Genomic DNA, 12,510 nt, shown 5'->3' with positions numbered 1-12,510 from the left:
ACTGTTTTATTTTTTGAAATCAATCATTTTTTAAATTTTTGACGATTTTCACAAAATAAAAAACCACTTTCCAAAGTAATTTGGAAAGCGGTGAATGCAATTCAATCAATTCGGTCATCTTCGTTCACTGGACTTCATTTTGTAAACGACCGATTCCTTCAATCGATACTTCGACGACATCCCCTGTCTGAAGGTAGACCGGTGGTTTCATACCATGTCCGACACCAGCTGGAGTTCCTGTCGCGATGACATCTCCGGCTTCAAGCGTCATCCCACGTGACACTTCCACTAAAATCGTTACGACGTCACGCAACATTAAGGCGGTTGATCCTGACTGTCGGAGTTGCCCGTTCACACGTGTCTCGACGAGGACGTCACTTGGATCAAAGCTATCCGCTGAGACGATGACCGGTCCAAACGGACAGAACCCATCGAGTGATTTACCACGGAAGAACTGGACGTGTTCTTTTTGTAAATCCCGTGCCGTCACGTCATTGACAATACTGTAGCCAAACACATGATCAAGCGCATTTTCTGGTGTCAGATCACGCCCTGTCTTGCCGATGATGATGGCGAGTTCTCCTTCATAATCCAGTTGCTTCGTCAAATCCGCATGCCGTTCGATTGGTTCGAACGGACCGACGATCGACGTCGGTGCTTTCGTGAACAAGACGAATTTCCCTGCTCCCGCCGTATCCATCTCTTTGATATGATCAGCATAGTTCTTGCCGACGCAAATGACATTTCGTGCTGGTACATACGGTGCGAGTTGTCGCACATCCCCTTTAAGTAGTGGTGCGATATCTAAATCAAGATCAACATCAAACTCACGTGAAATCACTTCAAGCAATGAATCGGTGTAGACTTGCCCTGTTACATCATATGTAGTGCCCTGTTGTTCAACCCCGATGCCAACTTTTCCGTCTTGCTCAAATCGAAACCATTTCATCTTAAATGCCCCCTTTATTTTTAGTATAGCGAAACGGATAACCCGTCGCACCTAACCTCTTCAGCCTATATTCAGTCCTAAAATCATTTTACTATTATTTTCAAAGATAGAGCACCATCTATACATGTTACTCAATCGTTCCTCGATCTTGTTGTTCGTTTTATCTGGTGAAAAATTATGAAATCATCCGTTATAAATAGTTATCTCATGAATCATATTGAACAAATAGTACATTTAAATATTGAAACATCCTAAAATTGTTTATTCTTGCGATAAGAAATTAAACTTTTCTATAGGAATATGATCAACGTTTATTGAACAATTGTATTTTTCTAATATGTTTTGAAGTAATGGAAAAATGTCGTTCAAATTATTTTTTTGTTTAAAATCATCAATAACTTCAACATCAAAGTTCCATCGACATTCTTCTTTATCCTCTAAAAACCCACCCGCCACTATACATAACTCATCATACGTTTCTTGAGTAACTTCCTCAGATGAAATAATGAGTGCCTTAATATAATTATCATCTCCGAATTCGTCTTCCGAGATTCCATCAATATTTTTTAAATAAGGAAAATCGTCAATTGTGCTAGGACGTTGATAATCAATCAGTATCATGCAATAAATAGGTGGTGTTAAATAACCAGTTCTCAAAAAATATGCTTCGACCGACCTTAAATTGATTATTCTATTCAGGTGGTAATTTTTCATTTAGTGAACCTCGTTTATTTATTATAGTGAGTTTAATTAATATTTTTAACGTTAGTTCAGATAACTTTCTTTAATAGTTTACACCTTATCACATCATACAACTATCGGATATATAGTACTTATATGACTCGTCAAGATAATAGAAAGGGGTAGCATTCCCATGTACCTAGGAATGCTACCCCTTTGATAAAATTCATTATGCAATCCGTTGCGCTAATCGATCAACAAGAGCCTGAGACTCTTCATTTAATCCTACCAATTCAACTTTTTTGCCGAGTCGTTCATATTTCAAGACGACGTTCTCGATCGCTTCGATGGCTGAATCATCAAATAAGTGACACGCTGAGAAATCGAGCGTGATGATCGATGATAGATCAGCATCGAGCTGGAACTGTTCCGCAAATGCAGTCGTCGACGCAAAGAATAACGGTCCACGGATCGTATAACGGACTCGTTCTGTTTGCTCCTCACGCTCGACTTGGATGCGAGAAATTTTTGACGCGAATAATAACGCTGCAAGCAAGATCCCGACAAGGACACCCATCGATAAGTCATGCGTCAATACCGTCACGAGCACGGTCGCGAGCATGACCGCAGAATCACTTTTCGGTGACGTCTTGAACATCTTGAATGAGCCCCAGTCAAACGTCGCATACGAGACGAAGAACATGACACCGACAAGTGCTCCCATTGGAATCGTCATCAATAGATCGTTCATCGTAAACATCAATAGCATCAAAAACACACCTGCTGTCAACGTCGACAAGCGACCGCGTCCACCGGATGTGACATTGATGACTGATTGCCCGATCATCGCACAACCTGGCATTCCACCGAACATACCGGCGATAATGTTCGCAATTCCTTGTCCGCGCGATTCCATCGCTTTGTTCGACGTCGTATCCGTCATTTCATCAACGATTCGTGCTGTCAGTAACGATTCGATCAAACCAACGAATGCGAGTGACAAGGCATATGGGAAGATGATTTGAAGCGTCTCGAGTGAGAACGGGACATCTGGCAAGAAGAAGCTTGGTAACGCCGCTTCGATTTGTCCCATATCCCCGATGACACGGGTATCGAGCGAAAAGACGACTGTTAATACCGTCATGATCGTGATCGCAACAAGTGGCGCCGGAATCGCTTTCGTAACCCGTGGAAATAACAAGATGATGGCGAGTGACGCGGCGACCATCGCATACATAATCCAGTTTTGCCCTTCGAACTGTGGCAATTGCGCCGAGAAAATCAGAATGGCGAGCGCATTGACGAATCCGACCATGACAGCTCGAGGAATGAATCGTAATAACTTGGCAATTCCTAAAAAGCCGAACGCGATTTGTAGAATTCCGGCAAGTATACCGGCAGCTAGTAAATAATCAACACCGTGATCTTTGACGAGCTGAACGACGACGAGTGCCATCGCGCCAGTCGCAGCCGAAATCATTCCAGGGCGACCACCAGCAATCGAGATGACAATTGCAATGATAACGGAAGCGTATAGCCCAACCATCGGGTTGACACCAGCGATCAGCGAAAACGCGATTGCTTCCGGGACGAGTGCTAAGGCAACGACGATTCCGGACAACAAATCCGCTTTTGGTTGCAAGAACCACTCTTTTTTCCATTGAGTAAACATATGATGATTGAGACCCCTTTTCTAACATGAATGATCTCAGTGTAATTGGTTCGGTTTCAAAAAGCAACCTTTTTAGGAAGTTTTGGTCCGAATGCGGGCAATCTCATCGACCATCGTTTTATAAGTCGCCATGATTTCCTGGCCCGCAAAGACCGGATCTTCATCCATCGTCTCGAGTGCCCGGCGCAGGAGATGGATTTTCGGTTTCTTACGTTCGAGCAATTCCTCATAGATGAAATCGAGAACTTCTTCATGTGCTTCCTTCGATTCTTCGGAAATCGAAGACAAGGTGATCAAACGCTTCATATGTGCGCTCGTCTTTTCGAATAAATCCTTCCGGATGACGACTTCATCTTGTGGACGATCGAGCCAGACCGATAGGAATCGTGGCGGAATCAACTGTTCCTCCGTCCGACTGACGTCTTCGACGAGATGCGTCAACCGATTGAACACATAGCGGACGACCCGTTCTGGTTGAGTGTTCGGCTCAGATTGACGGAAGAAGTACATTGCATATTGCAACATCCCCGTATAAATGACTGCTAAATCTAGAAGGTACGGTTCCTTCGTCTGACCGAATAAATCACGTAATCGTTCGAACGTCCACTCGATCTCAAGAAGACGATTGTTTTCCATGAACGTCTTGAGTTCTTTTTCGTTCGAAGCAATCGCCTCTTCGAACAATGTATATAGTTTATATTTTTGCATCAATTCCAAATAACAGTTTCCTTGTTGAATGAACGTCTCGTAATCCGAGACATCCCGTCCGACGAGAATTTCCTTACGCGCGATCCGCATTTTTTCAAAGACGGTATTAAAGACATCAATGAATAATTCGTTTTTAGAGGAGAAGTAATTATAGAACGTCCCTTTAGAAACGTTACTGTGTTCGAGAATATCCTGAATGGATGTCGATTGATAACCCTTTTCGACGAATAGTTGATAGGCAGCATCTAATAATTGTTTCTTTTTTGGATTCATGGTCTTGTCCTTTTCTGTTCATAATTGGTTCGACAACCACTTATTTTAGTGTATGAAGCAAATAATTTGAACTCATTCGACTTCTGCTGGTAAGATAGCCAAGTCAGTCATAGAATTCAAGTCTAACATTTTAGACTCGTAGTACAAAAGGAGCATAACGAAATGCAATCAAGCAAGCAATCATCACGACTTTATTTAATTTTAGCTGTCCTCATGGCAGGTGCGTTCGTTGCGGTCCTAAACTCGACGTTACTCAACATCGCCTTACCATCGATCATGAAATCGTTCGGTATTCAGGCAAGCACCGCCCAGTGGTTGACGACGGGATATATGCTCGTCAATGGAATCATGATTCCGACGTCAGCATTCCTCGTCCAAAAGTTCTCAACGCGTCAACTGTTCTTGACGGCGATGACATTGTTCTCACTCGGAACGATTATCGCCGGACAAGCACACATCTTCCCGCTTCTACTCGGTGCGCGCATGATGCAGGCGTCGGGTTCCGCGATCATGATGCCACTGTTAATGAACGTTCTCTTGACCGGTTTCCCAATCGAAAAGCGTGGGCAAGCGATGGGAATCTTCGGACTCGTCATCACCTTTGCTCCAGCAATCGGACCGACATTGTCCGGGTGGATTCTTGAACATTATGAGTGGCGGATGTTGTTCCATCTCGTCACACCGATCGCATTGCTCGTACTCTTCACGGGTGCTTTCTTATTGAAGAAAGAGACGGTTCAAAGTTCACTTAAGCTCGATTTGTTCTCACTCGTCCTTTCAAGCTTCGGCTTCGGTGGTTTGTTGTATGGATTTAGTTCCGCCGGTTCTGCCGGATGGGGATCTTGGACGGTCATCGGATCATTGATCATCGGTGTAATCAGTTTGACTTCCTTCATTATACGTCAATTCATGCTCGAAGAACCGATGCTTGAGTTCGGTATTTTCCGGTATCCGATGTTCGCTTTATCGCAAGGGATTTCAATGGTCTTGAACATGTCAATGTTCTCCGCGATGATCTTGATGCCGATCTACATCCAGACGATTCGTGGCATCTCACCATTTCACTCTGGTCTCTTGATGTTACCGGGTGCGATCGTTATGGCGATTATGTCACCAATCACAGGTCGTCTCTTCGACCGATTTGGTGCTCGCATCCTTGCCATCATCGGCTTATCACTGACTGTCTTGACGACGTTCTCATTCAGTCAGCTAGCTGCGGATACGTCATACGCGTTCCTCGTCATCATGTATACGTTACGTTTCCTTGGAATCTCGATGGTCATGATGCCGGTCATGACGAACGGATTGAATCATATTCCACAACATTTGACACCTCACGGGACGGCATTAAACAACACGTTGTCACAAGTATCGGGTGCGATTGGTTCTGGTCTGCTCGTGACGATCATGACATCGCGGACGAAACACCACGTTCCGGAACTCGCTTCACAACCTGAAGCTGCAAATCCGGAATGGTTGCAGATGCAGGCGATGATTGAAGGAATCAATGATACGTTCTTTATCGCGACATTACTCGCACTTGCTGCTTTGATCTTATCGTTTTTCATCAAAAAACGACGGACAACGACACTCGCAGTCGTCGAATCCGTCGATCAAGAACAAAAATATGCATGATTTGATTCTCCCCTGTCTAAAAAGATGGGGGAGTTTTTGTCTAATCCAAACGTTTGTTTAAATGCTGTCGATCATACATTCGTTGATTCGTACTCCCCCGAAAGCTTGTCGTTCGGTCAAGTTTCGATAGGATGAACGGACCATCAATCAATCCATCTAGTTGGCGTAACAAGGGGTGCCATTCTCGATGCTTGATGATCTCTTCCAACACATAGCCCGTATACAAGATCACTTCATAGTCTGGTCCGAGTCGTTCTAGTAGCCGATAGAGCGCTATTGCTTGTAACAACGGTTCCCCACCGGATAGCGTCAGGCGCCGGTGACCGGTTGCTTGAATCCGCGCGACCGTCTCGTCAATTGTCCAAGCTACGCCACCTGCAGGATCCCAAGAGGACGGATTATGACAGCCGGCACAGTGATGCGGACAACCGGCAAGAAATAACACCGTTCGTAAACCGGGACCATCGACGACGGAGTCAGGAAGAAGCGAGAGGACCCGTAACATCGTGTTTCACCCGATTCTGCTCTTCTGCCCGTTTCGCTTCATTCCAGCGGTCCAGCGTACCGACGAGATATCCGGTGATGCGCCGAATGCGTTCGATCGATCCACTCCCGCAAACCGGACATTGATCCTCGATCGTCTGCTCCGTTCGGCAATCAAGACAACGATCGACGGGATGATTGATTGATCCATAACCGATTCCAGCCTCCGCCATTAAACGAACGATGTCTTCGATTGCTTCCGGATTTCCAGCAAGCGCACCATCCGTCTCGACATAGGTGATATGACCGCCATTACATAATGCATGGAACGGGGCTTCGAGTTGAATCTTCTCACGGATCGTCACGGGCGCATCGACAGGAATGTGAAAGGAATTTGTATAATACGGTCGATCTGTCACTCCTTCGATCTCACCAAAGTCACTGACATCGCGACGTGTGAACTTACCGGATAATCCTTCGGCCGGAGTTGCGAGTAAACTAAAGTTCAACCCTGTCTGTTCGCCAAAATTGTCGACTACCGTCCGCATCGCTTGAATCAATGCAAGACCAATCCGGTGTGCTAGTTCGGAATAACCATGATGACTCCCCGTCAGAACGGACAAACATTCAGCAAGTCCGATGAAGCCGACCGCTAACGTTCCGTGTTTGAGGACCGGACCTACCTGATCCGTATTTCTTAGCGTCTCACCGTCTTTCCAGACGTGTTGATATAAAAATGGAAACTCGTCAGCCGTTCGACTTGCCTGGAACTCATACCGTGCGATGAGTTGCCGGCATGCAAGTCTTGTCGTATCTTGGACGACTTCGAACATTTGATCGACGGTTTGACTCTGGAGTGCCAAACGGACGAGATTGATGCTCGTGAAGGATAAATTACCACGACCTGTGACGGACGGTATGTCTCCACGATCCTCGAATACACGGGTCCGGCATCCCATATACGCGACTTCCGCTTTTCCCGGTTGCTCCTGGTGATTAAATGGTGCATCGAGAAATGCAAAGTTGGGAAACAATCGCTTTCCTGTTACACGTGTAGCGAGTTGAAACAAATCATAGTTTGGGTCCATTGGTGACAGATTGATTCCTTGTTTCACTTTATAGATCTGAATCGGAAAAATCGGTGTCTCTCCCTTGCCCAGCCCACGCTCCGTCGCTGTTAGCAAGGCACGTTGGAAGAGCCGCCCTGCATACGTCGTATTCGTTCCATAATTGACGGATAAAAACGGAACCTGTCCACCACCGCGCGAATGCATCGAATTCGTATTATGAATGAATGCTTCACATGCTTGAAACGTTTTTTCATACGTCTCCTGCCATGCATGTCGCTCCCGCTTACGCCGCTTCCAATGCGGAACGAGGTCATTTAGTTTCGTCCATTCCCGTTGATAGGTCTTTTCGACGAACGGCGCTAAATCATCATCAAAGGTTGCGAAGGCTTGTCCGCCATGCTGCATGTTTTGATTCGCCTGGACGATGATTGCCGCAAGGGCGAGGGCAGAACGAATGTCTTGCGCCGGACGGATCGAACCGTGCGTTGTCTGAAATCCGTTTGAGAGTAACTGACCGAGCGGAATTTGGGCACAAGTCGTCGTCCCAGTCACATAATAATCGGCGTCATGAATATACAAAATGTTGTCGTCAAGCGCCTGCAAGACATCCGCTTCGAGATGTCGTCGCATCATCTGCCGTGCTGCTTCCCCAGCAATCCGTTGTAACTTCGCAAGTGGTGTTTTGCCATCAATGTTTGCATTCTCTTGTTCGATCTCTTGCGGTGGTGTGAGTAACGCTTCTAAGCTCTCCATGATTCTTCTTCCTCTCACGCTTTTTTGTAATCACTATAGCGAGAGTAGAGAAACGTTAGCAATCCCTGCACAATTTACGATTTTTTCAACTGTTTCAGCCGTTCTGTCATCAATCTGTTCGATTTATCGTTCAAATGTCTGCATCTTACTCGTTTTAGCCAAGCGCATGAATTTGGACGAATCTCACACGTGAAACGACAAAAAAGAAGAGGCGCATGATATCGCCTCTTCTTCGTCTCTTCATTCTGCTTCGAGTAACGCGTCCGTCGCACTTGGTAACTTGACCCGAAAAACCGTCCCTTCTCCCAAGATCGATTCGACTTCGATGTTGCCATCATGCGCTCGAACGATTTCCTTACAAATCGATAATCCAAGACCTGTTCCGCCGATTTTTCGGCTGTCTGAGTTATCGACACGATAGAACTTGCTGAATAGATGCGGCATCGAATGACTCGGAATCCCGATTCCGAAATCACGGACGCTTAGTTCAATCTGATTGTGCTGATGGGTCAGCGTCACAACGACATCCCCACCGTCCGGTGAGTACTTCACCGCATTATTCAATAGATTTCCAAGTAGCTGTTTCATACTGTTCGCATCTGCTTCGACCATAAAGTCCTGTTCGTCATTCAAATCAAGCTGCAGACTATGTTGTTCCGTCGCTGCTTGATAAAACTGAATTTGTTCCTTGACGATTTCTTTCAGATCAAAGATTTGTTTATCATACTCTTGCTTTCCTGACTCCATCCGCTGGACGTTCAAGAAGTCGCTGACGAGATTGGTCAATCGTTTCGATTCATCATGAATCGTTTGCAAGTATCGCTTGTTCCGCTCGGGATCCAGATCCCGTTTCAACATCAGCTCCGTAAAGCCATAAATCGAAGAGAGCGGTGTTCGAAGTTCATGCGAAACCGTCGAGACGAGTTCTGATTTGACCCGATCAACCTCTGTCTCAGCCGTGACGTCACGAAAGACGAGGATCGTTCCCTTCGACTGTTCTCCATGCGCGATGGCTTCGGCATAAACTTGAATGAAATATTCACCCTGGTCGATCGATAAAGAAAACATGCCCTCAGGGATCTCACCCGATAAAACTTCTTCAAAGTACGCTTCAAAAGCTTCTTTCTGGTCCATCTGCTCGAACATCGTCTCTGGTCGGACTTCAAGAAACGTCATCGAGTCATTGTCTTCCTCGACCTGTAACGACTGGAAGATATCAAATAATGCCTGATTCCCTAAGATCGTCTTTTCCTCATGTTTGATATAAAGAATCGCTTCCCGAACGGAATTCAACAGTTGCGCCGTCTCTTTTCGTTCGTATTCCATCTGTTCATAGAGTGACATCCGCATCAATGAGATCGCGATTTGTTTCGAGAACGATTCCAGTTCCGCTAGATCCTGTTGGTTGAATGGTGCGTCAAACCTTGCTAGATAGAGACAGGCAATCAATTCTTCTTTTGCCGGATCCATGATCGGAATAACGCCTTCATAGACGTGATACGGATACTTGATGAGATCGTCGTTCGCGACCTTTTTTGAGGAATGTGCGGTTTCCTTTGAAATCATGACTCGTTTCAGCAGCAATGATTCTGTTTTTAAGCTCTCCTGCTGATCCTCCGTCATCTCCTTAGGAACGACTTGGGCGATCTCATTATTTTTGATCAGCAACAGGGCACCAAATTCCGTCTTCGTCAATCGGACGATCGTACTGATGACAGAAGAATAATCAAATAAACTCTCTTTTGAGGCAAGTGTTTCGATTAATTCGTTCCGATCTTGTAGATGCAACTCGTTCGTCCGGGTCACTTCCAAAGCGTGCTCAAGTTCGTCCTGCTTTTGCGTCAGTACTTCCTGATTGCGTTTCATTTCTTGATTCTTTGCTGACAGTTCCGCATGTTGTGATGAGATCGACCGTGCCATCTGGTAAAACGATGCCGTCAATTGACCGACTTCATTATGGCTGTCGACATCATGCTCGAGCGAAATAGACTTTCCTTCCGCAAGACGACGACTTTTGACATTCAATTCGCGGAGCTGTGATGTCACACGATGAATCAACGGACGGACGATGAACAATAGACAAAATAAAAAAACCATCAAGTTCAAAAACCAAAACCATTGTGTCTTTTGTAACTGATCGAGTACTTGTTCCTTCGTCCGACCGTCTGCATTGTCCACGTATAAATAACTGGCAACCGATGTGATGACACTTAGTGCAAAGACACTATAAAAAATTGCCATCAACTGTCTGCCTAACTTCTCAGTCATCCAGTGTTTCATGTTCATAAATCCTCCTAGCAGTATATTGCCCTTCGTTCAAGATTGTTTCCTCCTCATCTATTATCATCTAATGATTCCCGGAAACATCTCTCTTGAATCCTTTATGGTCGGGCAGGCGAGAGTCCGATCCCAGTCACGAGAGCAATCGCATCGACAACTTGTCCTTTTGTCAGATCGTCCGTCTGAATCTGTTGACTGAACAATGGATCGGTCAGTTGACGTAAGCGTTGCTCTGCCTGTTGACCGCCCCACGAGTTCGGACGCTCGAAGCGGCTAATCAACCGACGTTTGACAGTCGTCTTTTTCGCCATCAGTGCGATATGACGAACTTCATGCCCGTTTTCGCGCAACGTTCCGATGATTTCCTGAAAGTACGCCGGATTTGTTAAGGTCATCGGTACGATGATACGCGCTTCTTCCGTATCGAGCTGTTCGAGGAGCTGACGGTTGAACGTGCGCCATAACGGCTCATCCTGAAAGTCATCTTTGTTTGTCGGCAGCTGTGCTCGTAAAAAATAACCCGTCTCTTCCGGATCAAAAATGTGTGAGCCGCTCCAACGTTGTTGTAATCCGTTTGCTGCCGTCGTCTTACCAACGCCAAACGTACCGTTAATCCAAATGATCATCTTGTTCTCCTCCACCCTGTTTTTGTTGTACTATACTGCTAAAACAGTCGACAAGTTTCAATCGACGATAAAAAAACACTCTGCTAAAGAACAGAGTGTTCACCCATATAACCATGTGATTAAAACCGGTGCGATGACACTGGCACAGACGGCCGTCAAGACCATCGTCAATAGACCGACCGCTCCTTCCCGTTGATCGAGACTCATCGACTTCGTCGCGCCCATGACATGAGCGATTGATGCTAAACCGACTCCACGGCTGACGAAGTGGCGAATCTTCAATCCCGTCATGAGCTTCGGACCGACGATCGATCCGGTTAACCCCGTCAATAAAACGAAGGCAGCCGTCAGCGTCGTCGTCCCACCAGCTTTTTGTGAAATTGCCAAGGCGACAGGTAACGTGACCGACTTCGGTAACAGAGCAAGATTCGTTGTCCGCTCAAGATGAAGCAATAGACCAAGTAACAAATCAGAGCTCATGGCAATACATGTTCCAAGCAAAACACCAAGTCCGATTTCTGGTAGAAAACGCCGAACGTGATGCCGGACGCGGTAGAGCGGAATCGCAAATGCCGTGATTGCCGGACCAAGCATCTTCGATAGATATTGTCCACCTTGCATGTATTCTGCGTGTGAGACTCCAGAACAGACGAGAATTAAGATCAAAACTACCGTTACCGTCAGGATTGGTAACGTCCAGACACGAGGATAACGTTGATAGATGAACATTGCGATACTAAACAATGCAATTGACAGGATGATCCAAAACAGTGCCTCATTCATGTCGTGTCACCGCCTCTTTTCGGTGTGCTAAACGATCGACGATATATGCTGATCCGACTAATGTCAGAAGGCTACTGACGATGACGATCAACACGACCTGTAAACCGGACGTCCGGAGAAATACGGTATAATCCATGATTCCGGACAGTGCTGGAACAAAGAACAATGGCATGACGAACAGAAGAAATGTCCCGCCCCGTTCGACGGCAACAAGCGGAATCAGACGGCTTTTTAACGCCAGGTACAGTAGAATCAAGCCGATGATGTTACCGGGTAATGGTAATTGAAAGGTTTCGCTCACCCAGTCCCCACTGAGTGAAAAACAAAAAATAAGTGCGATTTGAGCAATGATTTGAATAATACGCATAACGCGTGACAGCATGATAAAGGTCCCCTTGTTAACAGTTTCGGGTCCTATTATCCGCCTCTTTCCTTCAACAATCAATGAAATCTAGTGAATCAACCGAAGTAACCGTTCTCATGAAAAACCACACTTTTTTTGTATTAGAACAAACAAAAACTACTCAATCGTGTATCAGTACAATAAATGATTCGAGACGAACGAAAAAGAGGCTGACTCCAAAAAAGAATGACGCG

11 protein-coding genes are annotated in these 12,510 nt (G+C 45.7%); 1 reads left to right on the top strand and 10 read right to left on the bottom strand.

The window, feature by feature from the left end:
• Positions 1-124: 124 nt before the first annotated feature.
• The 4 genes from Q7C19_RS02005 to Q7C19_RS01990 form a co-directional block, all read right to left on the bottom strand.
• Positions 125-949 (bottom strand): fumarylacetoacetate hydrolase family protein, encoded by an 825-nt coding sequence (locus Q7C19_RS02005; RefSeq protein WP_035408799.1) that lies wholly within the window; start codon positions 947-949, stop codon positions 125-127.
• Between the two features lie 261 nt (positions 950-1,210).
• The gene (locus Q7C19_RS02000) at positions 1,211-1,663 is read right to left on the bottom strand and encodes a hypothetical protein (protein ID WP_375091481.1); all 453 of its coding nucleotides are present in this window, start codon (positions 1,661-1,663) and stop codon (positions 1,211-1,213) included.
• Positions 1,664-1,859: 196 nt separating this feature from the next.
• Complete coding sequence (locus Q7C19_RS01995) at positions 1,860-3,302, bottom strand: SulP family inorganic anion transporter (protein WP_375091480.1); 1,443 nt, start codon at positions 3,300-3,302, stop codon at positions 1,860-1,862.
• Between the two features lie 72 nt (positions 3,303-3,374).
• The gene (locus Q7C19_RS01990; RefSeq protein WP_035408809.1) at positions 3,375-4,283 is read right to left on the bottom strand and encodes a TetR/AcrR family transcriptional regulator; all 909 of its coding nucleotides are present in this window, start codon (positions 4,281-4,283) and stop codon (positions 3,375-3,377) included.
• 162 nt (positions 4,284-4,445) lie between these two features.
• Here Q7C19_RS01990 and Q7C19_RS01985 point away from each other — a divergent pair, with 162 nt between their 5' ends.
• Complete coding sequence (locus Q7C19_RS01985; RefSeq protein ID WP_035408812.1) at positions 4,446-5,918, top strand: DHA2 family efflux MFS transporter permease subunit; 1,473 nt, start codon at positions 4,446-4,448, stop codon at positions 5,916-5,918.
• Positions 5,919-5,958: 40 nt separating this feature from the next.
• On the opposite strand, the gene Q7C19_RS01980 is transcribed toward Q7C19_RS01985, so the two are convergent.
• The 6 genes from Q7C19_RS01980 to Q7C19_RS01955 all read right to left on the bottom strand — a co-directional run bounded on the left by Q7C19_RS01980 (position 5,959) and on the right by Q7C19_RS01955 (position 12,295).
• Positions 5,959-6,423: a 4Fe-4S single cluster domain-containing protein gene (locus Q7C19_RS01980; RefSeq protein ID WP_375091479.1), complete on the bottom strand. Its 465-nt coding sequence runs from the start codon at positions 6,421-6,423 to the stop codon at positions 5,959-5,961.
• On the bottom strand, positions 6,395-8,224 hold the full coding sequence (locus Q7C19_RS01975; protein ID WP_035408818.1) for an anaerobic ribonucleoside triphosphate reductase: 1,830 nt from the start codon (positions 8,222-8,224) through the stop codon (positions 6,395-6,397). Before Q7C19_RS01975 ends, Q7C19_RS01980 begins: the two co-directional genes overlap by 29 nt.
• A gap of 240 nt (positions 8,225-8,464) precedes the next feature.
• Positions 8,465-10,504, bottom strand: coding sequence for an ATP-binding protein (locus tag Q7C19_RS01970; RefSeq protein ID WP_375091478.1), 2,040 nt, complete (start codon positions 10,502-10,504; stop codon positions 8,465-8,467).
• A gap of 101 nt (positions 10,505-10,605) precedes the next feature.
• Complete coding sequence (locus Q7C19_RS01965) at positions 10,606-11,130, bottom strand: AAA family ATPase (RefSeq protein ID WP_375091477.1); 525 nt, start codon at positions 11,128-11,130, stop codon at positions 10,606-10,608.
• Positions 11,131-11,229: 99 nt separating this feature from the next.
• Positions 11,230-11,913 (bottom strand): LrgB family protein, encoded by a 684-nt coding sequence (locus Q7C19_RS01960; protein ID WP_375091476.1) that lies wholly within the window; start codon positions 11,911-11,913, stop codon positions 11,230-11,232.
• The gene (locus Q7C19_RS01955; protein ID WP_375091475.1) at positions 11,906-12,295 is read right to left on the bottom strand and encodes a CidA/LrgA family protein; all 390 of its coding nucleotides are present in this window, start codon (positions 12,293-12,295) and stop codon (positions 11,906-11,908) included. The genes Q7C19_RS01960 and Q7C19_RS01955 overlap by 8 nt, the downstream gene beginning before the upstream one ends.
• Between the last annotated feature and the right edge of the window lie 215 nt (positions 12,296-12,510).

Source organism: Exiguobacterium sp. PHA03 (assembly GCF_041945985.1).
In the GTDB taxonomy this organism is placed as follows: domain Bacteria; phylum Bacillota; class Bacilli; order Exiguobacteriales; family Exiguobacteriaceae; genus Exiguobacterium_A.
The sequence above is the reverse complement of the archived record's forward strand: the minus strand, read 5'-3'. Positions and strand labels throughout refer to the sequence as shown.

Coding starts and splice junctions, on each gene's coding strand:
- Q7C19_RS01990 (WP_035408809.1), bottom strand. CDS start 4,283: ATGAATCCAAAAAAGAAACAATTATTAGATGCTGCCTATCAACTATTC.
- Q7C19_RS01975 (WP_035408818.1), bottom strand. CDS start 8,224: ATGGAGAGCTTAGAAGCGTTACTCACACCACCGCAAGAGATCGAACAA.
- Q7C19_RS01965 (WP_375091477.1), bottom strand. CDS start 11,130: ATGATCATTTGGATTAACGGTACGTTTGGCGTTGGTAAGACGACGGCA.
- Q7C19_RS01985 (WP_035408812.1), top strand. CDS start 4,446: ATGCAATCAAGCAAGCAATCATCACGACTTTATTTAATTTTAGCTGTC.
- Q7C19_RS01980 (WP_375091479.1), bottom strand. CDS start 6,423: ATGTTACGGGTCCTCTCGCTTCTTCCTGACTCCGTCGTCGATGGTCCC.
- Q7C19_RS02005 (WP_035408799.1), bottom strand. CDS start 949: ATGAAATGGTTTCGATTTGAGCAAGACGGAAAAGTTGGCATCGGGGTT.
- Q7C19_RS01995 (WP_375091480.1), bottom strand. CDS start 3,302: ATGTTTACTCAATGGAAAAAAGAGTGGTTCTTGCAACCAAAAGCGGAT.
- Q7C19_RS02000 (WP_375091481.1), bottom strand. CDS start 1,663: ATGAAAAATTACCACCTGAATAGAATAATCAATTTAAGGTCGGTCGAA.
- Q7C19_RS01970 (WP_375091478.1), bottom strand. CDS start 10,504: ATGAAACACTGGATGACTGAGAAGTTAGGCAGACAGTTGATGGCAATT.
- Q7C19_RS01955 (WP_375091475.1), bottom strand. CDS start 12,295: ATGCTGTCACGCGTTATGCGTATTATTCAAATCATTGCTCAAATCGCA.
- Q7C19_RS01960 (WP_375091476.1), bottom strand. CDS start 11,913: ATGAATGAGGCACTGTTTTGGATCATCCTGTCAATTGCATTGTTTAGT.